Origin of the sequence: Streptomyces sp. NPDC092369, from assembly GCF_044755245.1 — a bacterium.
Taxonomy (GTDB): Bacteria; Actinomycetota; Actinomycetes; order Streptomycetales; family Streptomycetaceae; genus Streptomyces.
On sequence record NZ_JBIVQP010000002.1, the window covers coordinates 28,601 to 48,482 of the forward strand.

Below are 19,882 nucleotides of genomic sequence, written 5' to 3' on the forward strand. Positions count from 1 at the left end.
CTCGAAGATCATCCAAGGAGATACGAGAACCGTGACGGACATCGTCGACGAACTGCAGTGGCGTGGGCTGATCGCCCTCTCCACTGACGAGGACGCATTGCGCAAGGCGTTCGCGGACGGTCCCGTCACGTTCTATTGCGGTTTCGACCCGACCGCGCCCAGCCTGCACCTCGGCAACCTGGTGCAGATCCTGACGATGCGCCGGATCCAGCAGGCGGGCAACCGCCCGCTGGGCCTGGTCGGGGGCGCCACCGGCCTGATCGGCGACCCGAAGCCGAACGCGGAGCGCACGCTGAACGCGCCGGAGGTCGTCGCCCAGTGGGTCGAGCGGCTGCGCGCGCAGATCGCCCCGCTGCTGGACTTCGAGGGGCCGCACGCGGCGGTCATGGTCAACAACCTGGACTGGACCCAGGGCCTGTCGGCCATCGAGTTCCTGCGGGACGTCGGCAAGCACTTCCGCGTGAACAAGATGATCGCGAAGGAGGCCGTCTCCCGGCGCCTGGAGTCCCAGGAGGGCATCAGCTACACCGAGTTCAGCTACCAGATCCTGCAGGGCATGGACTTCCTGGAGCTGTACCGGCGGTACGGCTGCACGCTGCAGACCGGTGGCAGCGACCAGTGGGGCAACCTCACCTCGGGCACGGACCTGATCCACCGGGTCGAGCCCGAGGCCGCGGTGCACGCGCTGGGCACACCGCTGATCACGAAGGCGGACGGCACCAAGTTCGGCAAGACGGAGTCCGGCACGATCTGGCTCGACGCCGAGATGACCACGCCGTACGCCTTCTACCAGTTCTGGCTGAACGCGGACGACCGGGACGTCTCCAAGTTCCTGCGCATCTTCTCCTTCAAGTCCCGTGCGGAGATCGAGGAGTTGGAGCGGCAGACCGAGGAGCGGCCGCAGGCGCGGGCCGCGCAGCGGGCGCTGGCCGAGGAGCTGACGACCTTGGTGCACGGGGCGGACCAGACGGCCGCCGTGACCGCCGCGTCCAAGGCGCTGTTCGGCCAGGGCGAGCTGGCGGAGCTGGACGAGAAGACGCTGGCCGCGTCGCTCTCCGAGGTGCCGCACATCCAGGTCGCCGAGCTGGTGCCGGTCGTGGACCTGCTCGCCGAGGTCGGTCTGGTCGCCAGCAAGTCCGCGGCGCGGCGGACGGTGAAGGAGGGCGGCGCCTACGTGAACAACGCGAAGGTCGCGTCCGAGGACACCGTCCCGACGCCGGAGGACCTGCTGCACGGGCGCTGGCTGGTGCTGCGGCGGGGCAAGAAGAACCTGGCCGCCGTTGAGGTGACCGGGTCGTAAGCGCCGTAGGGGCGTGGGGTTCACACAGCCCCGCGCCCCTGTCGGGGCGCTGTCGCTTACGCCCGCTGCCTACGCTTCCCCAGCGTCGCCATGTACAGCATGTCTCCCACGGCCACGATGATGATCGCGGCGACGAGCTGGAAGGCGTGGCGGCTCCAGTCGATGCCCGACGTCTCGTCGACGCCCGCCGCGCGGGCGATGGCATTGCCCGCGATCGCGCCCAGCATGCCGAAAATGGTGGTCAGCCAGAGCGGACTGTGCTGTTTGCCCGGGAGGATCGCCTTGGCGATCAGACCGAGCACGAATCCGACGATGATCGCCCACAACCAGCCCATGGCTGCCTCCTAGTACGGCTCAACGTGAGCATTACGTCGAGTGTCGGCCCGTGCGCCGTACGGCGCACGTCGGGTACGCCCGTACGTGCTCCGGCTGAGCCCGGTCGCCCAGGCCGGAGGTGCCCCGCTCTCGTAGCCGACGCAGGCGGGGCGTACCGTGGAACGAGTCCGGGTGCCGCCTCCCGAGCGGGGTGTACCGGACGGGGGCCGGGGAGTGTCCGATGCGGGCGGATGGTGGGATGGGATGCGGAAGCAGCACGCCGGTGGCAACGGTCAGGTGTTCCGGATCACCGGAGCTCGGACCGGCCTCGAAGAGGACGTACGCGGCCGGCAACGGCGTTACGTCATTTCGATGTCCATCCGCACGGTGGCGGTGATCCTCGCGGCCACGCTGTGGAACGTCGAACGGCACGTCGCGATCGTCGCGTTGGTGCTCGGCGTCGCGCTGCCCTATGTCGCGGTGGTGATCGCGAACGCCGGACGGGAGAACGCGACCTCGCTTCCGACGACGTTCGTGACCGTGCCGATGCGTCCGATGATTGCCTCGCCGCGGACGAATGACGGTTTCGCGGAACCCGTCCCGGAAGATGTCGCGACCGAGTCCGCGCCGGGCGCACGAAGCGAACCGCACGACCGGTCATGACCTCGGTGAGCGGCCCCTAAGCGGAATTCCGCTCCGCGCCAAGCTCAAGAAAAGCTCAGATCAATCATGTTGTTCCAGTGCCGGGCGGCGGGTTACCCGTGACATACTTCGTAGGCGCTCCGCATCCCCCGTCGGAGCGACAGACCGACGCCGGGCAGCTCCCCCCGTGGCTGCTCGGCGTCGCCTTGTTTGCCGGCCGCAGCGCCTTGTTCAGCCCCTTTGCGAGACGAACCTGTGAGTGACGAGACCCCCATCTGCTCCGCCAAGGGATGCCGCGACGACGCCGTGTGGGTGCTCGTGTGGAACAACCCCAAGGTCCACACGCCGGACCGGCGCAAGACGTGGGTGGCGTGCGAGGGGCACCGGGAGCACCTGTCGCAGTTCCTCGGGGTGCGGGGCTTCCTGAAGGACGTCGTGCCGCTGGCGGAGTGGGAAGCCCAGCAGGCCTGAGCGGTTCTCGCCCGTCACCGTCGCCACCCCGACTCAGCCGCCGATGGCGGACATCGGGCGCTCGGGCTGCAGGAAGGTGGGATCGTCCAGACCGGAACCGGCCTTCTTTCCCCACATCGCCAGGCGCCAGATGCGGGCGATCTCCTCGTCCGGGGCGTCCGCGCGCAGGGCGGCGCGCAGATCGGTCTCCTCGCGGGCGAACAGACACGTCCGTATCTGACCGTCGGCGGTGAGCCGGGTGCGGTCGCAGGCCGCGCAGAACGGGCGGGTGACGGAGGCGATGACACCGACGCGATGCGGGCCGCCGTCGACCAGCCAGCGCTCGGCGGGCGCCGAGCCGCGCTCGTCGGCCTGCTCGGGGGTGAGGTCGAAGCGGGTGCGCAGCGAGGCCAGGATGTCGCCGGCGGTGACCATGCCCTCGCGCTTCCAGCCGTGCTGGGCGTCCAGGGGCATCTGCTCGATGAACCGCAGCTCGTAGTCGTGCTCGACGGCCCAGGCGAGCAGGTCCGGGGCCTCGTCCTCGTTCAGGCCCGGCATCAGGACCGCGTTGACCTTGACCGGGACCAGACCGGCGGCCGAGGCGGCCGCGAGGCCCTCGATGACGTCCTTGTGGCGGTCCCGGCGGGTGAGGGTCTTGAAGACGTCGGGGCGCAGGGTGTCCAGGGAGACGTTGACCCGGTCCAGGCCGGCCGCCTTCAGGGCCGCCGCCGTGCGCTTGAGACCGATGCCGTTGGTGGTGATGGACATCCGGGGCCGCGGGGCCAGGGCGGCGACCCGCTCCACGATGCCGACCACGCCCGGGCGCAGCAGGGGCTCCCCGCCGGTGAAGCGCACCTCGGTGATGCCCAGGGAGGTGACGGCGATGTCGATCAGGCGGACGATCTCGTCGTCCGTCAGCAGATCCGGCTTGCCCAGCCACTGCAGGCCTTCCTCGGGCATGCAGTACGTGCACCGGAGATTGCACCGGTCGGTCAGGGAGACTCTCAGGTCGGTGGCCACCCGGCCGTAGGTGTCGATGAGCACGTGGGCCCCCTCCCTCACTTGTCGATGAATCGTTTTCCGTCACCTGCGAGCCTACGCGACCGCACTGACATCGACAGGTCCCGATCCGACGAGGTACGACGCGGCCGCGTCGTAGGGACCTACGACGCGGCCGCGTTCCAGGGGGCGGTGCGGGGGTCTTGCGGGGGTCGGTGCCGGAGTCGTCAGTGGGCTCCGGTGCCGGTCAGCGACCTGACCTCCAGCTCCGCGTACTTGCCCGTGTCCGGCTCCTCCTTGGACAGGTAGGTGCCGAGGATGCCCAGCAGGAAGCCGACCGGGATCGAGATGATTCCGGGGTTCTCCAGCGGGAACCAGTGGAAGTCGACGTCGGGGAACATCGACGTGGGCTTGCCCGAGACGACCGGTGAGAACAGCACCAGGCCGACCGCGGTGACCAGGCCGCCGTAGATCGACCAGAGCGCTCCGGAGGTGGTGAACCGCTTCCAGAAGAGGCTGTAGAGGATCGTGGGCAGGTTGGCGGAGGCGGCGACCGCGAAGGCGAGGGCGACCAGTCCCGCGACGTTCAGGTCGCGCGCGAGGGCGCCCAGGAGGATGGAGACGGCGCCGATGCCGACCGTGGCGTAGCGAGCCGCGGACATCTCCTGCTTCTCGGTGGCCGTGCCCCTCTTGATGACGTTGGCGTAGATGTCGTGCGCGAAGGACGAGGACGACGCCAGGGTCAGACCCGCGACAACCGCGAGGATCGTGGCGAAGGCGACGGCCGAGATGGTGGCCAGGAGGATGGCGCCCCAGTTGGAGTCGACGCCGCCCAGATGCAGGGCCAGCAGGGGCGCGGCCGTGTTGCCCGCCTTGTTCGACGCGATGATCTCGTCCGGCTTGATCAGTGCCGCCGCGCCGAAGCCGAGCGCGAGGGTCATCAGGTAGAAGGCGCCGATCAGGCCGATGGCCCAGATGACCGACTTACGGGCGGCCTTGGCGGTGGGCACCGTGTAGAAGCGGATCAGGATGTGCGGCAGGCCCGCGGTGCCGAGGACCAGGGCGATGCCGAGGGAGATGAAGTCCAGCTTGGTGGTGCCGGTGGCGCCGTACTTGAGGCCGGGCTCCAGGAAGGCTGAGCCCTTGCCGCTGTTGCTGGCGGCGGTGCCGAGCAGGTCGGAGACGTTGAAGTCGAACTTCAGCAGCACCAGGAAGGTCAGCAGCAGCGCGCCCGCGATGAGCAGCACGGCCTTGACCATCTGGACCCAGGTGGTGCCCTTCATGCCGCCGATGGTCACGTAGACGATCATCAGGACGCCGACCAGGGCGACGATGCCGATCTTGCCGCCGTCGCTGGTGATGCCGAGCAGCAGGGAGACCAGGACGCCCGCGCCCGCCATCTGGGCCAGCAGGTAGAAGATCGACACGACGATGGTGGAGGTGCCGGCCGCCGTGCGGACCGGGCGCTGGCGCATGCGGTACGCGAGAACGTCACCCATGGTGTAGCGGCCGGAGTTGCGCAGCGGTTCGGCGACCAGGAGCAGGGCGACCAGCCAGGCGACCAGGAAGCCGATGGAGTACAGGAAGCCGTCGTAGCCGAAGAGGGCGATGGCGCCCGCGATGCCGAGGAAGGACGCGGCGGACATGTAGTCGCCGGAGACGGCGAGGCCGTTCTGGAAGCCGGTGAACTGCCGCCCGCCGGCGTAGAAGTCGGCGGCGTCCTTGGTCTGGCGGCCCGCCCATACGGTGATGACGAGGGTCGCCACGACGAAGATCGAGAACAGGATGATGATCAGCGTCCGGTGCTCGCTGGCCTCACCTGCCGCGAGCGTGACCGTGGGGTTGATCGCGGAGTTGATCGCGGGGCTCATTCGCCGCCCTCCATCCGGGACTTGATCGCCTCGGCCTTGGGGTCGAACTTGGCGGCGGCGGTACGCGCGTACCACCAGGCGATGAGGAACGTGGTCAGGAACTGGGCCAGGCCCAGCACGAGCGCGACATTGATGTTGCCGAACAGCTTGGTGCCCATGAAGTCGCCCGCGTAGTTGGACAGCAGGACGAACAGCAGGTACCAGGCGATGAAGGCGACGGTCAGCGGAAAGGCGAAGCCGCGGTAGGAGCGGCGCAGTTCGCCGAACTCCGCACTCTCCTGCACCGCGACGAACTCCTCGGTGGAGGGGAGTTGGGCTGGGGTCTTCGAGGGGGGCGGTGTCTCGGTGGCCACGGAGTCTCCTCGCGTTGCGGGTGCTGTTGCGACGGTTGACGGGTGCTGCTCGGGGGGTGGGGACGGGTCGGGTACGGCGGACATGACGGCTCTGTTCCTCATCGAGTGGTCGGGAGGCTCGATCGTGCTCGGGCTTCCTGCCCAAGGTCACGGCGCCACGCGAGGGCCGGTTCAACTCCCGTGCCGTCTTTCCGAAGTCGGCTTCAGTAGGTCATTGCTGGCCAGCGACTTCGGGCGATAGCTTCAGGTCTGCACCACCCGTCATGTACCTGCCCGAGCACCACCTGTGTCCCGGGCGGATTCTTATCCGGATGATGTGGAGACCCCATGGCTCATCTGCGTTCCAGACGCCGGCTCGCCCTCGCCGTGCCGGTCGCGCTGTCGCTGACCGCCTCGCTCGGCTTCCTGCCGGCGGCTGCGCAGGCCGCCCCCTACGCGGAGCCCACGGCCCAGGCGGCCAGTGCGGACAGCTTCGCGTATCTCGTCAACACCAGGACGGACCGTCACACCATCAAGTCGGTCGAGAAGGCGATCGCCAAGGCCGGCGGCAGCGTCGTCGTGTCGTACGACAAGATCGGTGTGATCGTCGCCCACTCCGCCAACCCCGACTTCGCCACCCTGATACGCAAGGTGCGCGGAGTGCAGTCGGCGGGCGCCTCGCGCACCTCGCCGGTGACCGCGGCGGGCACCACCGACGAGGGTGCGGTGCAGTACCTCTCGAAGGCCCAGGCGGCGAAGGCCGCGAAGGGTTCGGCGGCCGGGGAGGAGCCGCTCGAGGCCGACCAGTGGGACCTGAAGGCGATCGGCGCCGACAAGGCCGCGAAGATCGACCCGGGCAGCAAGAAGGTGACGGTCGCCGTCATCGACACCGGCGTGGACGACACCCACCCCGACATCGCGCCGAACTTCTCCGCCTCGCAGTCGGCGAACTGTGTCAGCGGCAAGCCGGACACCACCTACGGCGCCTGGCGGCCGGTGGACGCCGACCACTACCACGGCACGCACGTGGCCGGCGAGATCGCCGCTGCCCGCAACGGCATCGGTGTCGCGGGCGTCGCGCCCGGCGTGAAGGTCGCGAGCATCACCGTGGCCCAGCCGGACGCGAACTCGCTGTTCTTCCCGGAGAGCGTCGTGTGCGCCTTCGTGTTCGCCGCCGACCACGGCGTCGAGGTCACGAACAACAGCTACTACGTTGATCCATGGCTGTACAACTGCATGGACGACCCCGATCAGCGTGCCATCGTTGATTCGGTCAACAGGGCCCAGCTGTACGCACAGCACAAGGGCACGCTCAACGTCGCCTCGGCGGGCAACTCCAACGACGACCTCGACTCGGACGCCCTGGTCGACGACTCCAGCCCCGACGACTCGACCCCCGTCACCCGTACGGTCGATCCGCACGAGTGCTTCGACGTGCCGACCCAGCTGCCGGGTGTCGTCACGGTCAGCGCGACGGGCGTCAAGGGCACCAAGTCGTACTACTCCAGCTACGGCAACGGCGTGGTCGACGTCGCGGCGCCGGGCGGCGACAAGTACCAGATCCCGGACACGCCGTCGGCCAACGGACGCATCCTCTCCACCCTGCCGAACAACCAGTACGGCTTCCTGCAGGGCACCTCGATGGCCTCGCCGCACGTGGCCGCCGTCGCCGCGCTCCTGAAGTCGACCCACCCGCACGCCTCCCCGGCCCAGCTGCAGGCGCTCCTCAAGGCGCAGGCGAACAACCCGGGCTGCCCGACCGAGCCCTACGACGGGGACGGCGACGGCATCGTGGACGCCAAGTGCGTCGGCGGCAAGCGCGTCAACGGGTTCTACGGCTTCGGCATCGTCAACGCGCTGCGTGCGGTCAAGTAGTGACGGTCGAGCACTGACGGTCGAGTAGTGGCGGTGCCGCGATCACGGTGAAGTGGTCCTCGTGATCGCGGCCCGCCCGCCCGGAGGACAGGACACCGTGCCTCCCGGCTTCCCGCACAGTCCGCGCGAACCGCGAACGAACTGGAGAACCTGACACATGACAGCGCCTCACCCGCGCTTCCGTCGCGCCCTCGCGATCCCGCTCGGGATGGCCATGGCGACGGGCCTCGCGTTCCTGCCGAACGTCACCGCCACCGCCGCGCCGGCCGCCTCGGACACCCCGTCGGCCACCGTCCCGGCCGACGCGACCGCGCTCAGCTACGTCGTCAACATCCGTCCCGGACACGGCCCTTCGGCTCACCTGAAGAAGGCGATCGCCGCGGCCGGCGGCACGATCGTGACGTCGTACGACCGGATCGGCGTGATCGTCGTCCACTCCTCGAACGCCGATTTCGCGAAGACCATCCGCGAGGTGCGCGGGGTCGAGTCGGCCGGCAACACCCGCAACGCGCCGCTGCCCGCCCAGTCGACGAACGACGAGGGCACGCCGAAGGCGCTCACCGCCGACGAGCTGGCGAGTGTCCAGGCCGTCGACGGGCAGGACCCGCTGGAGCCCCTGCAGTGGGACCTGCCGGCCATCAAGGCGGACAAGGCGCACGAGAAGTCGCTGGGCAGCAAGAAGGTCACCGTCGCCGTGATCGACACGGGCGTCGACGACACCCACCCGGACATCGCGCCGAACTTCGACCGCCAGGCGTCGGTCAACTGCGTGACGGGCAAGCCCGACACGGCCGACGGCGCGTGGCGGCCGACCGCCGCGGAGAGCCCGCACGGCACGCACGTGGCGGGCGAGATCGCCGCCGCGAAGAACGGCGTCGGCATGACGGGCGTCGCGCCCGGCGTGAAGGTCGCCGGCATCAAGGTGGCCACCACCGCCGGCTACTTCTACACGGAGGCCGTGGTCTGCGGCTTCGTATGGGCGGCCGAGCACGGCGTCGACGTCACGAACAACAGCTATTACACCGACCCGTGGTACTTCAACTGCACCGACGACCCGGACCAGAAGGCGCTCGTCGACGCCATCACCCGGGCCTCGCGGTACGCGGAGAAGAAGGGCACGGTCAACGTCGCGGCGGCCGGCAACGAACACTACGACCTCGCCGCCGACCAGATCACCGACCCGGTCTCCCCGAACGACGGCACGCCATCGGACCGGGTGATCGACCCGTCCGAGTGCTTCGACATACCGACCCAGCTACCGGGTGTCGTGACGGTCGCGGCCACGGGCGCGAAGGGCCTCAAGTCGTCCTTCTCCAACTACGGCCTCGGTGTCATCGACGTCGCCGCGCCCGGCGGCGACTCGACCGCCTACCAGCCCCCGGCCCCGCCGGCCACCAGCGGCTCGATCCTGGGCACGCTGCCCGGCGGCAGGTGGGGCTACATGTCCGGTACGTCGATGGCGTCGCCGCATGTCGCCGCGGTGGCCGCATTGATCAAGTCAACCCATCCGCACGCCTCCGCCGCCCTGGTCAAGGCCCTCCTGTACGCCGAGGCCGACGCCACGGCGTGCACGGACCCGTACGACATCAACGGCGACGGCAAGGTCGACGCGGTGTGCGAGGGGTCGAAGAACCGCAACGGCTTCTACGGCTGGGGCACTGTTGACGCACTGGACGCGGTGACGAGGTAGCACCTATCCATATTGATTCAGTCAATACTGCATAGTGCAGTCATGACTGGATTGACGTTCGCATGGTCCGCGCTGGGCGGTGATCCCGCCCTGCTCCCGCGGGTGTCGACCGTCGTGCGGGAGGGCGCTCTCCATGGGCGCCTTCCCGTACGGGAGTTGGCGCGGGCCTGTGTCGGAGCATGCGCGCTGGCCGCGGCCGAGCTGGCGGCGCGGCGGTCCGGAACGACTGACATGCCACGCGTGCGGGTGGACGACGGGGCCGTCGCGACGGCGTTCGTCAGCGAACGGCATCTGCTCGTCGACGGCCGCGCACCGCAGACCTTCGCACCGCTGTCCCGCTTCTGGCGGACCTCGGACGGTTGGGTGCGCACACACGCGAACTATCCGCACCACCGGGCTCACCTGCTGACCGCGCTGGGCGTGCCGGCGGACGTCGACGCCGTGGCGGCGGCGCTCGCCGAACGGTCCTCGGCGGAGGTCGAGGAGGCCGTGTACGCGGCGGGCGGCCTGGCCGTCGCCCTGCGCACGGCGAGGGAGTGGGCCGCGCACGAGCAGGCGGTCGCAGTTGCCGCACGTCCCTTGGTCGAGCGCGAGCGGCTCGACGCCGCCCACGCACGCGTGCTCGCCCCGATCACGGGCACTCCCCCGCTCCCCGCAGCGGGACTACGCGTCCTCGACCTCACCCGGGTCATCGCAGGCCCCGTGGCCACCCGCACGCTCGCCCTGCTCGGCGCCGACGTGCTGCGCGTGGACGCCCCGCGGCTGCCCGAACTCCCCGACCAGCACACCGACACGGGCTTCGGGAAGCGGTCGACGAAGCTGGACCTGGCCGCCGACCGGCGCACCTTCGAGGAACTGCTCGCGGCGGCGGACGTGGTGGTCACCGGGTACCGGCCGGGCGCCCTCGACCGGTTCGGTCTTTCGCCCGAGGCGCTCGCGGAACGGCGGCCCGGGGTGGTCGTGGCGCAGTTGTCGGCGTGGGGCGCGTACGGGCCGTGGCGGGGGCGGCGGGGCTTCGACAGCCTGGTGCAGGTGGCCACCGGGATCGCCGCGCTGGAGGGTTCGCCGGAGCGGCCGGGCGCGCTGCCCGCGCAGGCGCTGGACCACGGGACGGGCTATCTGCTGGCGGCGGCCGTGCTGCGGGCGCTGACCGAGCAGTCGTACGAGGGCGGCAGTCGGTGCGTACGGCTGTCGCTCGCGCGAACGGCCGAGTGGCTCGTGCACGGCGTCGGGGCGGGTGACGCAGGGGGTGCCGTGGACGTCCGCACGGAGGATGGCCTCGCGTACGACGATCCGGGGCCCTGGCTCGCCGAGAGCGACAGCGCGCTCGGGCGGCTGCGGTACGCGCGGTCGCCGGTGTCCTTCGCGGGCGGGCCGACCGACTGGGCCCGGCCTCCGGCGCCCTGGGGGACTGATCCGGCGCGGTGGGTCTGAGGCGGGGGCGGCCCTTGGGCGACCGGCGGTCATGAGCCCGGGGCGACCGAAAACGTACCCATCGGGCGAATACCGTACCGCCAGTTGTTTTACTGCAGTTGCCCGGTTCTGCGACGGCTGGTGAAGATCGTGAGGTGACCTTGATACGACCTACGTCCGAGGTGGCCGACGCGAGCGGACCGGTACGGCGTCCTGGTGTCGGCCGGGCCGTCGCCGTCCTCGTCCTCGTGACGCTCGCCGCGCTCGTACCGCTGCTCGGCCCGTCGACCGCGCTGCACGGCACCGGCGAGGCCGCCGCGCCCGGCGCCGGAGGCATCGGGCTGCTGCGGGCGGTGCTGTTCGCCGCGCTGTGCGTGCAGGTGGGCGAGGTGTTCGTGAACCGGCTTGCCCGGCGGCTGCCCGGCGCCCCCGCCGACGCGCCCCGCAGCTGGGCGCCGTACGCGGCCGGCGCCGGTTTCGTCGCCGCGCTGGGCCTGGCCTCGGTCGTCGCCACCGGCAACCTGGTGCCGCACAGCCTCGCCGAGATCGACCTCGGCGGCCTCTACGACTCACGCGACGGCAAGCTCGCCCTGGTCGAGGTCAACGCCTTCCTGCTGGCGGCCCTGTTCGCCCGTTCGCTCCGTCCGCTGACCCAGGTGTGGCCCTTGGCCGCCGTGGTCGTGGCGGAGGCCCTGCGCGCCCATCCCACGACCGAGCACGATCCCCTGCTCGGGTCGGGGCTGACGCTGGTGCATCTCACGTGCGCGACGCTGTGGGTGGGCGGCCTGCTGCACGCGCTGCGGACGCTGCGGCGATGGGGACCCGGTGCGCCGGGTGCGGCCCTGCTGGGGCTTTACGCGCGCGTGGCGGCCGTGCTGCTCGCCGCCATCACCGCGACCGGGGTGTGGAGTTCGCTGCGCCGCATGCCCTCGCACACGATCCTGGACCAGCTGACGACGACGGCCTACGGGCGCACCCTGCTCGCCAAGGTGATCCTCGTGGCCGCCGTCGCCGTGCTCGCCCTCTGGGCGCGCTACCGGCTGCGCCGCGCCACCGATCCACTGACCGCGTGTTCGCCCGCGCGGGCGGAGGTCGTCGCCCTGGGGGTGGTGGTCGCGCTGTCGGGGCTGCTCACGGCGCTGCCGTTGCCGATTCGATGGTTGTGACGTTGATGGGTTGACCGGGCCGATCAAGTCGACGGGACCGATCAACTGTTGACAGCATGCACCGTCAGTTGTTGACGACGAGCACCTTCAGCGCCGTCCGCTCGTCCATCGCCTTGTAGCCGTCGGGAACGCCCTCGATCCCGACCGTCAGGTCGAAGACGGGCGAGGCGTCGACCGTGCCGTCCAGGACGTCGGGCAGCAGCTCGGGGATGTACGCGCGGACCGGCGCGACACCGCCGCGCAGCGCGATGTTCCGGTCGAACATGACGCCGAGGTCGAGACCGGTGCCGCTGCCGTGCGGCACGCCGACGTAGCCGATCGCGCCGCCGTCCCGCGTGATGCCGACGGCCGTCCGCATGGACTGCTCCGTGCCGACGGCCTCGACGACCGCGTGCGCGCCCTGTCCGCGCGTGAGTTGACGTACCGCCTCGACGGCCGCCTCACCGCGCTCCGCGACGACGTCGGTGGCGCCGAAGCGGCGTGCGATGTCGGTGCGGACCTCGTGCCGGCCGAGCGCGATGATCCGCTCCGCGCCGAGCCGCTTGGCGGCGAGCACCGCGCACAGGCCGACGGCTCCGTCGCCGACGACGGCGACCGTGGCTCCCGGGCGGACGCCCGCGCCGAGCGCCGCGTGGTGGCCGGTGCCCAGGACGTCGGAGAGGGTCAGCAGGGCGGACAGCAGGTGGTCGTCGGAGGCGGCCTCCTTGGGCAGCTGGACGAGGGTGCCGTCGGCGAAGGGCACGCGCACGGCCTCGCCCTGGCCGCCGTCGTAGCCGACCGCGCCCCAGAAGCCGCCGTGCTCGCAGGAGGTGGTCAGGCCCTCGCGGCAGTAGTCGCAGACGCCGTCGGACCACATGAAGGGCGCGACGACGAGGTCGCCGACCCGGACGGTGCCCACCTCGGAGCCGGTCGCCTCGACCACGCCGAGGAACTCGTGCCCGATCCGCTGCCCCGGCTGCCGGGCCGACTCGCCGCGGTAGGCCCACAGGTCGCTGCCGCAGATGCAGGCGCGCAGCACCCGCACCACGGCGTCCGTGGGCAGCTGCACGATCGGCTCGGGCACGTCCTCCACGCGCATGTCGAACGGGGCGTGGATGGTGGTGGCGCGCATGGCGAGGGTCCCTCTCGTGCGGATGTGCGGTGCGTGCGCCCGGGGGGGTGGTCGGGCGCACTTCACGGTACGCCGACCGGGTGGCGCGCCGCGCATCGAGGGTCGCCGACCAGCGGTTTCCCCTCGGGATAAGGCGCCCGTGGTCACGCGCCGGCGGTCACACTCCCGCCGCCCCCAGCAGCGTCCCGACCGCGTAGGTGACCCCCATCGCCAATGCTCCGCCCAGGACGTTGCGCAGCACGGCCCGGCCGGGCTCGGCGCCGCCCGTGCGCGCGCTGCTCCAGCCGGTGAGGACGAGGGCGGCCAGGACCGACACCACGGTGACGAGGAGCCGCAGGCCGGTCGGTGGCAGCACGATCGCGAGCAGCGGCAGCAACGCCCCCACCGTGAACGCCAGAAAGCTCGCCCACGCCGCGTGCCACGGGTTGGTCAGTGCGTCGGGGTCGATGCCGAGCTCCACGCGTGCGTGGGCGTTGAGGGCGTCGCGTTCCGTGAGCTGGACGGCGGCCTCGCGGGCCACCTCTCGGGTCAGACCACGCCCCTGCAGCAGTTCCGTCAGCTCCTCCAGCTCGGCCTCCGGCTGCTCGCGCAGCTCGCGTTTCTCGTAGTCCAGGGCGGCCTTCTCCGAGTCGCGCTGGGTGGAGACGGAGACGTACTCGCCCGCGGCCATCGACATCGACCCGGCGAGCAGGCCCGCGAGGCCCGCCGTGAGCAGCGTGGAGCGGTCGTCGGTCGCGCCGGCCACGCCGACGACGAGACCCGCGGTGGACACGATGCCGTCGTTGGCGCCGAGGACCGCGGCCCGCAGCCAGTTGAGCCGCGAGCCGAGCGCCCCGCCGTGTGCTTCCTCGTGCGCCTCGTCCCGCGCGTCCGCGTTCGCGTCGTCGGGCTCTTCGGCCTTCGCGCCGTTCCTCGGTTCCGTCACACGGGGAGGATGCCACCCCGGATCACGCCGTACGCGTCACCACACCCGCACCGACGCCCCCTTGGCGAACACCGGGCTCGTCGCGTCCGCCGGGGGCTCGGCGAGCGGCTGCGCGAGCTCCTCGACCGTCGGTCCCACCTTCGCCGCGATCGCGTCCAGTTGGTCGAGGTCGAAGCCGTACACGCGGGCCGCGTTGCCGCCCAGCATCGCCGCGACCTCCTCGCGGGGCACGCGTGCGTAGGCGTAGCGCAGGCCTTCGCGGGAGTACGGGTAGGTGCCCTCGTCGTGCGGGTAGTCGCTGCCCCACATGATCTTCTCGACGCCGATGCGGTCCCGTAGCGGCACTTCGTGGGGGCGCATGAAGCTGGCGCCGACGAAGCAGTTGTCGTGCCACACCTCGGAGGGGGGCTTGCCCATGCGGGCGGCGAGTCCCGCACCGAACTTGGACTCCGCGGTGGCCGCCTTCGTCGCGGCCCTGACCAGCCGCCCGTGGTAGTAGTCCAGCATGTCGAGGACCCCCGGGATCCAGCCGGAGCCCTGCTCGGTGAGGACCAGCCTGAGGTCGGGGTGGCGGCGGAAGGCGCCGCCGAAGACCAGGTGCCACAGCGCGCGGTGCGAGAACCACGTCGTCTCCACCATGAAGACCGCCCGGGCCGCCGGTTCCTCGCCCAGCGGCGGGGAGGCCGAACCCGCGTGGTGGTTCACGGGGACGCCGAGTTCGGCGCAGACGGCCCAGATCGGGTCGTACGCCGAGGAGTACAGCTCGGGCAGGCCGGAGCCCGGTGGGGTGCCGGGCAGCAGCAGGCCGCCCGTGAGGCCCGCCGTCACGGCCCACCGGATCTCGCGCACCGCCTCCTCGGGGTCGTTGAGGAGGATCTGGAAGACGCCCGCCCTGCGGCCCGGTGCCGCCGCGCAGAAGTCGGCCAGCCAGCGGTTGTGGGCGCGCAGTCCGGCCCAGCGCCGTTCGAGGTCCTCGGCGGTCGGGGCGGGCGCCATCAGGGAGCCGGACGGGAAGAACGGCGGGATGGTGTTCGGGAAGACGACCTCGGCGACGATGCCGTCCTCCTCCAACTCCGCGATCCGGCGAGCGGAGTTCCAGTTCCGGTCGGCCGTGTCGGCGAGCAGGTCCTCGTACGGGTTGACGTAGCCGGCCGCCCACGCGTCGAACTCGTCGTGGAAGCGCTGCTCCAAGTAGGGCTTGTAGTCGAGGAGATCGGCGCCCGCGTGGCAGTCCGCCGAGATGACCGTGTACCGCTCCTCGTTCGCGGAGCCCGTGGAACTCACGGCGTCACCCCCAGGACGGGGAAGTCGTGGTCGGTCAGCCAGTGCCGGCCCACCTCGCGCGAGCGCGCCCAGGAGGCTGTCACGGCCCTCTGGTCGGCGGGCTGGCCGAGGTCGGCCGGGGTGGGGCCGATGCGGTGGGCCAGCGGGGTCAACTCGCCCACGTCGAAGCCGAAGACGTCGGCCGCCGCCAGGCCCAGCATGCGGCGGGTCTCGTCGACGGGGATGTCGTGGAAGGTGCGTGTCAGCCACGCGCGCGTGTCCGGCCAGGTGCCCTCGGGGTGCGGGAAGTCGCTGCCCCAGAGGATGTTGTCGACGCCGATCTCGTACCGCTGGGCCAGTTCGCGGCGCTTGGTGTTGGTGGCGCAGATGAAGACCTGGCGGTCGAGGTATTGGTGCGGCGGCCGTTTCAGCTCCCCGAAGGGTGACAGCTTCTTGCCGCCGTGCGCGCCCAGGTAGAGGCGGTCCATGAACCAGAGGAGGTTGGGCAGCCACCAGCAACCCGACTCCGCCACCCCGAACCTGAGGCCCGGGTGGCGTTCGAAGACGCCCGACCAGAGCAGGAACCACAGCGGCCTCGCGGGCCACCACGTGACCTCGGAGACATAGATCCCGAGGTGGTCGCCGTACTCGTGGCGCGGGGCCGCCCCGGAGTGCGTCAGGACCGGCATCGCGCACTCGGCGGCGGCCGCCCACACCGGGTCGTAACGGCGGTCGTGGTAGGGCTCCTTGTCGACCCACATGGACGGGATCATCAGGGCGCCGAGGCCGGACTCCTTGGCCCGGTGGATCTCCGCGACGACCTTCTCCGTGGGGGCCGTCACCGGTAACAGGGCGACCCCGCAGTGCCGTTCGGGGTTCTCGGACACGAAGTCGGCGAGCCAGCGGTTGTGTGCCTGCGCGCCCGCCATCCCCAACTCCGGGTCCTGGTCCCCGGAGAGACCGAGTCCGACCCCGAAGGGTGCGGCCGTCCGGCTGTCCACGGCGTCGGCGTCCGGGAAGACGACCTCGGCGGCCACCCCGTCGCCGTCCAGCTCCTTGAGCCGCTGCGCGCTGTCCCAACCCCCGCGCAGGCCCTCCTCGTTGTCCTGGAACCACTTCGTGGCGAAGGCCTCGTTGCGGATGCCGAGCCGGGTCATCTCCTCCCGGCGCCGCTCGCGCCCGGCGAGGAAGTCGTCGAAGTCCCGGTGGAAGCGGGCGTCCAGATAGGGCCGGTACTCCTCGGTGGGCAGTCCGGCGTGGCAGTCGGAGGAGATGATCAGGTACGGGTCCTGGTCGGTCACAACAGCCCCCTCAGTCCAGGATGAAGCTTTCGAGGTACGACGGATTCGCGCGGTCGAGCATCGACTGCGCCCGGGCCCGGATCTGCGCGTCGCTGCGCTCGCTCTCGGGCAGCAGCCAGAACCGGTCCGCGCGGATGCCGTCGACGACGAGCTCGGCGACCTCCTCGACCGGCGTGAACTCGACCTCCCGGCCGGCCGCCCGCATCGCCGCCTCCCACTGGTCGAGGCTGCGGTACGGGGTCCTGCGGGGGCGTTCCTTGGCGTACCGGGCGGGCCGGTTGCGGTGCGACTCCCACAGGCCGGTGCGCAGCATGTGCGGTCCCGGGAAGAGGACGGAGGCGCCCACGCGTGCGTGCTCCGCCTTGAGATGGGCGTACAGGGACTCGGTCAGCGTCACGACGGCCGCCTTGGTGACGGCGTACACGGAGGCGGTGGGGAGTGGGGCGATGCCGCCGTCGCCGGAGGACGTGTTGACGACATGACCGGGTTGACCCGACTTGATCATCCTGGGCACGAACGCCTGGACGCCGTGGAAGACGCCCCACACATTGACGGCGAAGGCCCACTGCCAGTCGTTCGGTTCGTGTTCCCACATCCGGCCCTCGGCCCCCGAGCCGACGCCGGCGTTGTTGCACAGCACATGGACGGCGCCGTACGTCTCGTACGCCGACTCGGCCAGATCCAGCACCTGTTGGCGCTCACTGACGTCCACCACGCGTGCGTGCACCTCGGCGCCCTCGTCCCGCAGGAGAGCCGCCGCCTTGTCGAGGGCGCCCTGTTCGACGTCGGCGAGGACCACCTTGAGCCCGTCGGCGGCGAACCGCCGCGCCATCGCCAGCCCGATCCCGCTCGCCGCCCCGGTGACGACGGCGACCTGTCCCGTCCGCAGCTCCACTAGACGCTCCCCTCGGGCGGCCCGTCCAGGATCTGGCGCGGGTCGTCGTAGCGCTGGTGGACATACGGCAACAGGGCCTGCGCGTCGACCCGTTCGACGACCTTGCCGCGCTGGTCGCTGGTCTTCTCGCCGAGGGTGATCTCGACGAGGCGGCGCACGGGGAGGTCGGCCACCGGGTCGTACATCGACTCGCGCAGGACGACGTCCCCGGTGACCCGCTCCAGTCTGCGCACCTTCTCGTGGCGCACGCAGTGCACCAGCACCGGCTCGGTGTCGAAGCCCGAACCGTCCACCGCGGGAAGGAACTTGAAGTAGAAGTCGGTCTTCCGGCTGGGCTCCGGCAGGGGCAGCCGCCCGGTGACCGCGCCGCGCACCTCCACGAAGGCGATGCCGTGCCGGGCCAACGTGGCGCGCACCACGAGGCCCTCACGTTCGACGACGACCTCGCCGAGCTTCTTGGGCTCGCCGAAGACCTCACGGCCACCGGTGAGGGCCCGCTCGTGGGTCATCGGCATGACGAGCGGGTACCAGCCCTCGACGCCGTCGTGGGCCGCCGCGACCGCGAACGAGCCCGCGCCCAGCGGGTATCCGGGCAGCTGGACCTTGCTGATGTTCACCCGGACCAGCGGCTGTCCGGTGGGCTTCAGCGGTGGTGGCAGCACCGCGGCGACCGCGTCCGGGTCGCTCTCCCACAGGGCCACCACTCCGGTGGACCAGATGTCGGGGAGTTTCGCGCTCGCCGTCCGCGCGGCGGCGATCTCCGCCTCGGTCCGTGCGCCGTACCGTACGCGTGCCATCCGCCGTACCGCCCTTCCGTCGACCGTCACACGCCGGGCGGGCAGCACGCTTGCACCGGGCGGCGAAAAGGTCCATAGCCGTGGGCGCACGCGTTCGGGGCCCCGGTCGTGCTCGAACACGTGGGCCCGGTACGGGAGCTGACGGACAGGGGGCCGGACGGGAGTGTCAGTAGCGGCCCGTATCCTCAGGGACCATGCTCGATGACCAGACGACCGCAGTGTCCTCCCCCACTTCGTGGCCGTCCGCGTATCCCCAGGGCTACGCGGTCGTCGACGTGGAGACCACGGGCCTGGCCCGGGACGACCGGATAATCTCCGCGGCCGTCTACCGCCTGGACGCGCGCGGCGAGGTCGAGGACCACTGGTACACGCTGGTCAATCCGGAGCGCGATCCGGGCCCGGTGTGGATCCACGGTCTGACGAGTGACGTACTGGAGGGCGCGCCCCTCTTCGAGGACATCGCCGAGGAGTTCTCGACCCGTCTGGAGGGGCGGGTGCTCGTCGCGCACAACGCGGTCTTCGACTGGCAGATGATCGCCCGGGAGTACGCGCGTGCCCGGCGCGAGGCGCCGGTGCGGCAGCGGCTGTGCACGATCGTGCTCTCCAAGGAGCTGCGGCTGCCGCTGCCCAACCACAAGCTGGCGACCCTGGCCGCGCACTTCGGCGTCGTGCAGCGGCGCGCGCACCACGCGCTGGACGACGCGCGCGTGCTCGCGGAGGCGTTCCGGCCGAGCCTGCTGGCCGCGGCGGCGGAGGGCGTACCGCTGCCGTTGCACGAGTGCCGGCCGCTGACCGAGTGGACGGACCGGCCCGTGCCGCACATCGGGCAGCAGGCGGGCGGCGGGTACGGCAGCTACCGGCCGACGAGTTGGCGCCCCGCACGCAGGCGGCCGGCGTGCCCGTATCCCAATCCCGGTCGCTACGAGGACGGCAAGCCGCTCAAGCAGGGCATGCGGGTGGCGTTCTCCGGGGACACCTCGATCGAGCGCGACCTGCTGGAGGACCGCGCGGTCGAGGCGGGGCTGCACGTCGCCACGAGCCTGTCCCGACTGACCAGTCTGCTCGTCACCAACGACCCTGACTCGGGCACCTCGAAGGTGGTCAAGGCCCGCCAGTTCGGCACGCCGGTCGTCGACGAGGCGGCGTTCGGGCAGCTGCTGCGGGACGTCGAGGACGCCGACGGGTGAGCCGTACGGACGGGTGATCGCCGTACGACGTACGGACGGGTGATTGCCGTGCGACGCGCCCGCCGCCCGCTCGCCCGCACGGCGGTGACGGCCCACCCTGTGGCGCATGGCGAGATGTGAAGTGTGCGGCAACGACTACGGCATGTCCTTCGAGGTGCACGCGCAGGGCGCGGTCCACGTCTTCGACTGCTTCTCCTGTGCGATCCATCGCATGGCGCCGATCTGCGAGCACTGTCGGGTGCAGATCATCGGGCAGGGCGTCGAGGTCGAGGGCCACTGGTACTGCGGCGGCCACTGCGCCCGCGCCGAGGGGAGGGCCGGCATCGTCGACAAGGTCTGACCACACCCCT

Annotated in this window: 19 protein-coding genes; 9 read left to right on the forward strand and 10 right to left on the reverse strand. The window is 71.1% G+C overall.

Going from position 1 to position 19,882, the window contains the following annotated elements; translation table 11 throughout:
- The first annotated feature begins 31 nt into the window (after positions 1-31).
- Positions 32-1,300: a tyrosine--tRNA ligase gene (gene tyrS / locus ACIQI8_RS09770; RefSeq protein ID WP_402346829.1), complete on the forward strand. Its 1,269-nt coding sequence runs from the start codon at positions 32-34 to the stop codon at positions 1,298-1,300.
- 56 nt (positions 1,301-1,356) lie between these two features.
- Here tyrS and ACIQI8_RS09775 read toward each other — a convergent pair whose 3' ends face one another.
- Positions 1,357-1,635 (reverse strand): GlsB/YeaQ/YmgE family stress response membrane protein, encoded by a 279-nt coding sequence (locus ACIQI8_RS09775; RefSeq protein WP_402346831.1) that lies wholly within the window; start codon positions 1,633-1,635, stop codon positions 1,357-1,359.
- A 244-nt stretch (positions 1,636-1,879) separates the two neighbouring features.
- Here ACIQI8_RS09775 and ACIQI8_RS09780 point away from each other — a divergent pair, with 244 nt between their 5' ends.
- Both ACIQI8_RS09780 and ACIQI8_RS09785 read left to right on the forward strand, forming a co-directional pair.
- A complete protein-coding gene (locus ACIQI8_RS09780; protein ID WP_402350327.1) occupies positions 1,880-2,278 on the forward strand; it encodes a DUF3099 domain-containing protein in 399 nt (132 codons plus the stop codon).
- 234 nt (positions 2,279-2,512) lie between these two features.
- Positions 2,513-2,728: a hypothetical protein gene (locus ACIQI8_RS09785; RefSeq protein WP_402346833.1), complete on the forward strand. Its 216-nt coding sequence runs from the start codon at positions 2,513-2,515 to the stop codon at positions 2,726-2,728.
- A 33-nt stretch (positions 2,729-2,761) separates the two neighbouring features.
- Here the strand turns inward: ACIQI8_RS09785 and moaA are convergent, their stop codons facing one another.
- From moaA to ACIQI8_RS09800, 3 genes are all read right to left on the reverse strand, one after another.
- The gene (gene moaA / locus ACIQI8_RS09790; protein ID WP_402346835.1) at positions 2,762-3,751 is read right to left on the reverse strand and encodes a GTP 3',8-cyclase MoaA; all 990 of its coding nucleotides are present in this window, start codon (positions 3,749-3,751) and stop codon (positions 2,762-2,764) included.
- Positions 3,752-3,933: 182 nt separating this feature from the next.
- Complete coding sequence (locus ACIQI8_RS09795; protein WP_402346837.1) at positions 3,934-5,577, reverse strand: cation acetate symporter; 1,644 nt, start codon at positions 5,575-5,577, stop codon at positions 3,934-3,936.
- Entirely contained in the window at positions 5,574-5,930 is a 357-nt protein-coding gene (locus ACIQI8_RS09800; protein ID WP_124002427.1) for a DUF485 domain-containing protein, read from the reverse strand. Before ACIQI8_RS09800 ends, ACIQI8_RS09795 begins: the two co-directional genes overlap by 4 nt.
- Positions 5,931-6,257: 327 nt before the next feature.
- Between ACIQI8_RS09800 and ACIQI8_RS09805 the strand changes: the two genes are divergently transcribed.
- From ACIQI8_RS09805 to ACIQI8_RS09820, 4 genes are all read left to right on the forward strand, one after another.
- Entirely contained in the window at positions 6,258-7,784 is a 1,527-nt protein-coding gene (locus tag ACIQI8_RS09805) for a S8 family peptidase (protein WP_402346839.1), read from the forward strand.
- Between the two features lie 157 nt (positions 7,785-7,941).
- Positions 7,942-9,474 (forward strand): S8 family peptidase, encoded by a 1,533-nt coding sequence (locus tag ACIQI8_RS09810; RefSeq protein ID WP_402346841.1) that lies wholly within the window; start codon positions 7,942-7,944, stop codon positions 9,472-9,474.
- Positions 9,475-9,516: 42 nt separating this feature from the next.
- On the forward strand, positions 9,517-10,908 hold the full coding sequence (locus tag ACIQI8_RS09815) for a CoA transferase (protein ID WP_402346843.1): 1,392 nt from the start codon (positions 9,517-9,519) through the stop codon (positions 10,906-10,908).
- Between the two features lie 134 nt (positions 10,909-11,042).
- Positions 11,043-12,053 (forward strand): CopD family protein, encoded by a 1,011-nt coding sequence (locus ACIQI8_RS09820; protein WP_402346845.1) that lies wholly within the window; start codon positions 11,043-11,045, stop codon positions 12,051-12,053.
- A gap of 64 nt (positions 12,054-12,117) precedes the next feature.
- Here the strand turns inward: ACIQI8_RS09820 and ACIQI8_RS09825 are convergent, their stop codons facing one another.
- The 6 genes from ACIQI8_RS09825 to ACIQI8_RS09850 all read right to left on the reverse strand — a co-directional run bounded on the left by ACIQI8_RS09825 (position 12,118) and on the right by ACIQI8_RS09850 (position 18,345).
- The gene (locus tag ACIQI8_RS09825) at positions 12,118-13,164 is read right to left on the reverse strand and encodes a zinc-dependent alcohol dehydrogenase family protein (protein ID WP_402346847.1); all 1,047 of its coding nucleotides are present in this window, start codon (positions 13,162-13,164) and stop codon (positions 12,118-12,120) included.
- A gap of 157 nt (positions 13,165-13,321) precedes the next feature.
- A complete protein-coding gene (locus ACIQI8_RS09830; RefSeq protein ID WP_402350330.1) occupies positions 13,322-13,972 on the reverse strand; it encodes a VIT family protein in 651 nt (216 codons plus the stop codon).
- Positions 13,973-14,125: 153 nt separating this feature from the next.
- Positions 14,126-15,373, reverse strand: a complete 1,248-nt coding sequence (locus ACIQI8_RS09835) for an amidohydrolase family protein (protein WP_402346849.1) — start codon at positions 15,371-15,373, stop codon at positions 14,126-14,128.
- Positions 15,370-16,653: an amidohydrolase family protein gene (locus ACIQI8_RS09840; RefSeq protein ID WP_402346851.1), complete on the reverse strand. Its 1,284-nt coding sequence runs from the start codon at positions 16,651-16,653 to the stop codon at positions 15,370-15,372. Before ACIQI8_RS09840 ends, ACIQI8_RS09835 begins: the two co-directional genes overlap by 4 nt.
- Before the next feature lie 10 nt (positions 16,654-16,663).
- On the reverse strand, positions 16,664-17,548 hold the full coding sequence (locus tag ACIQI8_RS09845; RefSeq protein ID WP_402346853.1) for an SDR family NAD(P)-dependent oxidoreductase: 885 nt from the start codon (positions 17,546-17,548) through the stop codon (positions 16,664-16,666).
- Positions 17,548-18,345 carry an acetoacetate decarboxylase family protein gene (locus ACIQI8_RS09850; RefSeq protein ID WP_402346855.1) on the reverse strand — a complete coding sequence of 266 codons (798 nt, stop codon included), beginning with the start codon at positions 18,343-18,345 and terminating at the stop codon, positions 17,548-17,550. Before ACIQI8_RS09850 ends, ACIQI8_RS09845 begins: the two co-directional genes overlap by 1 nt.
- Before the next feature lie 194 nt (positions 18,346-18,539).
- Here ACIQI8_RS09850 and ACIQI8_RS09855 point away from each other — a divergent pair, with 194 nt between their 5' ends.
- Positions 18,540-19,532 (forward strand): DEDDh family exonuclease, encoded by a 993-nt coding sequence (locus tag ACIQI8_RS09855; RefSeq protein WP_402346857.1) that lies wholly within the window; start codon positions 18,540-18,542, stop codon positions 19,530-19,532.
- Positions 19,533-19,638: 106 nt separating this feature from the next.
- Positions 19,639-19,872: a hypothetical protein gene (locus ACIQI8_RS09860; RefSeq protein ID WP_124002417.1), complete on the forward strand. Its 234-nt coding sequence runs from the start codon at positions 19,639-19,641 to the stop codon at positions 19,870-19,872.
- Positions 19,873-19,882 lie beyond the last annotated feature (10 nt).

Bases quoted from the DNA above. Each gene is read 5' to 3' on its own strand.
- ACIQI8_RS09850 (WP_402346855.1), bottom strand. From the start codon at position 18,345: ATGGCACGCGTACGGTACGGCGCACGGACCGAGGCGGAGATCGCCGCC.
- ACIQI8_RS09815 (WP_402346843.1), top strand. From the start codon at position 9,517: ATGACTGGATTGACGTTCGCATGGTCCGCGCTGGGCGGTGATCCCGCC.
- ACIQI8_RS09860 (WP_124002417.1), top strand. From the start codon at position 19,639: ATGGCGAGATGTGAAGTGTGCGGCAACGACTACGGCATGTCCTTCGAG.
- ACIQI8_RS09795 (WP_402346837.1), bottom strand. From the start codon at position 5,577: ATGAGCCCCGCGATCAACTCCGCGATCAACCCCACGGTCACGCTCGCG.
- ACIQI8_RS09780 (WP_402350327.1), top strand. From the start codon at position 1,880: ATGCGGAAGCAGCACGCCGGTGGCAACGGTCAGGTGTTCCGGATCACC.
- ACIQI8_RS09825 (WP_402346847.1), bottom strand. From the start codon at position 13,164: ATGCGCGCCACCACCATCCACGCCCCGTTCGACATGCGCGTGGAGGAC.
- ACIQI8_RS09775 (WP_402346831.1), bottom strand. From the start codon at position 1,635: ATGGGCTGGTTGTGGGCGATCATCGTCGGATTCGTGCTCGGTCTGATC.
- ACIQI8_RS09805 (WP_402346839.1), top strand. From the start codon at position 6,258: ATGGCTCATCTGCGTTCCAGACGCCGGCTCGCCCTCGCCGTGCCGGTC.
- ACIQI8_RS09855 (WP_402346857.1), top strand. From the start codon at position 18,540: ATGCTCGATGACCAGACGACCGCAGTGTCCTCCCCCACTTCGTGGCCG.
- ACIQI8_RS09810 (WP_402346841.1), top strand. From the start codon at position 7,942: ATGACAGCGCCTCACCCGCGCTTCCGTCGCGCCCTCGCGATCCCGCTC.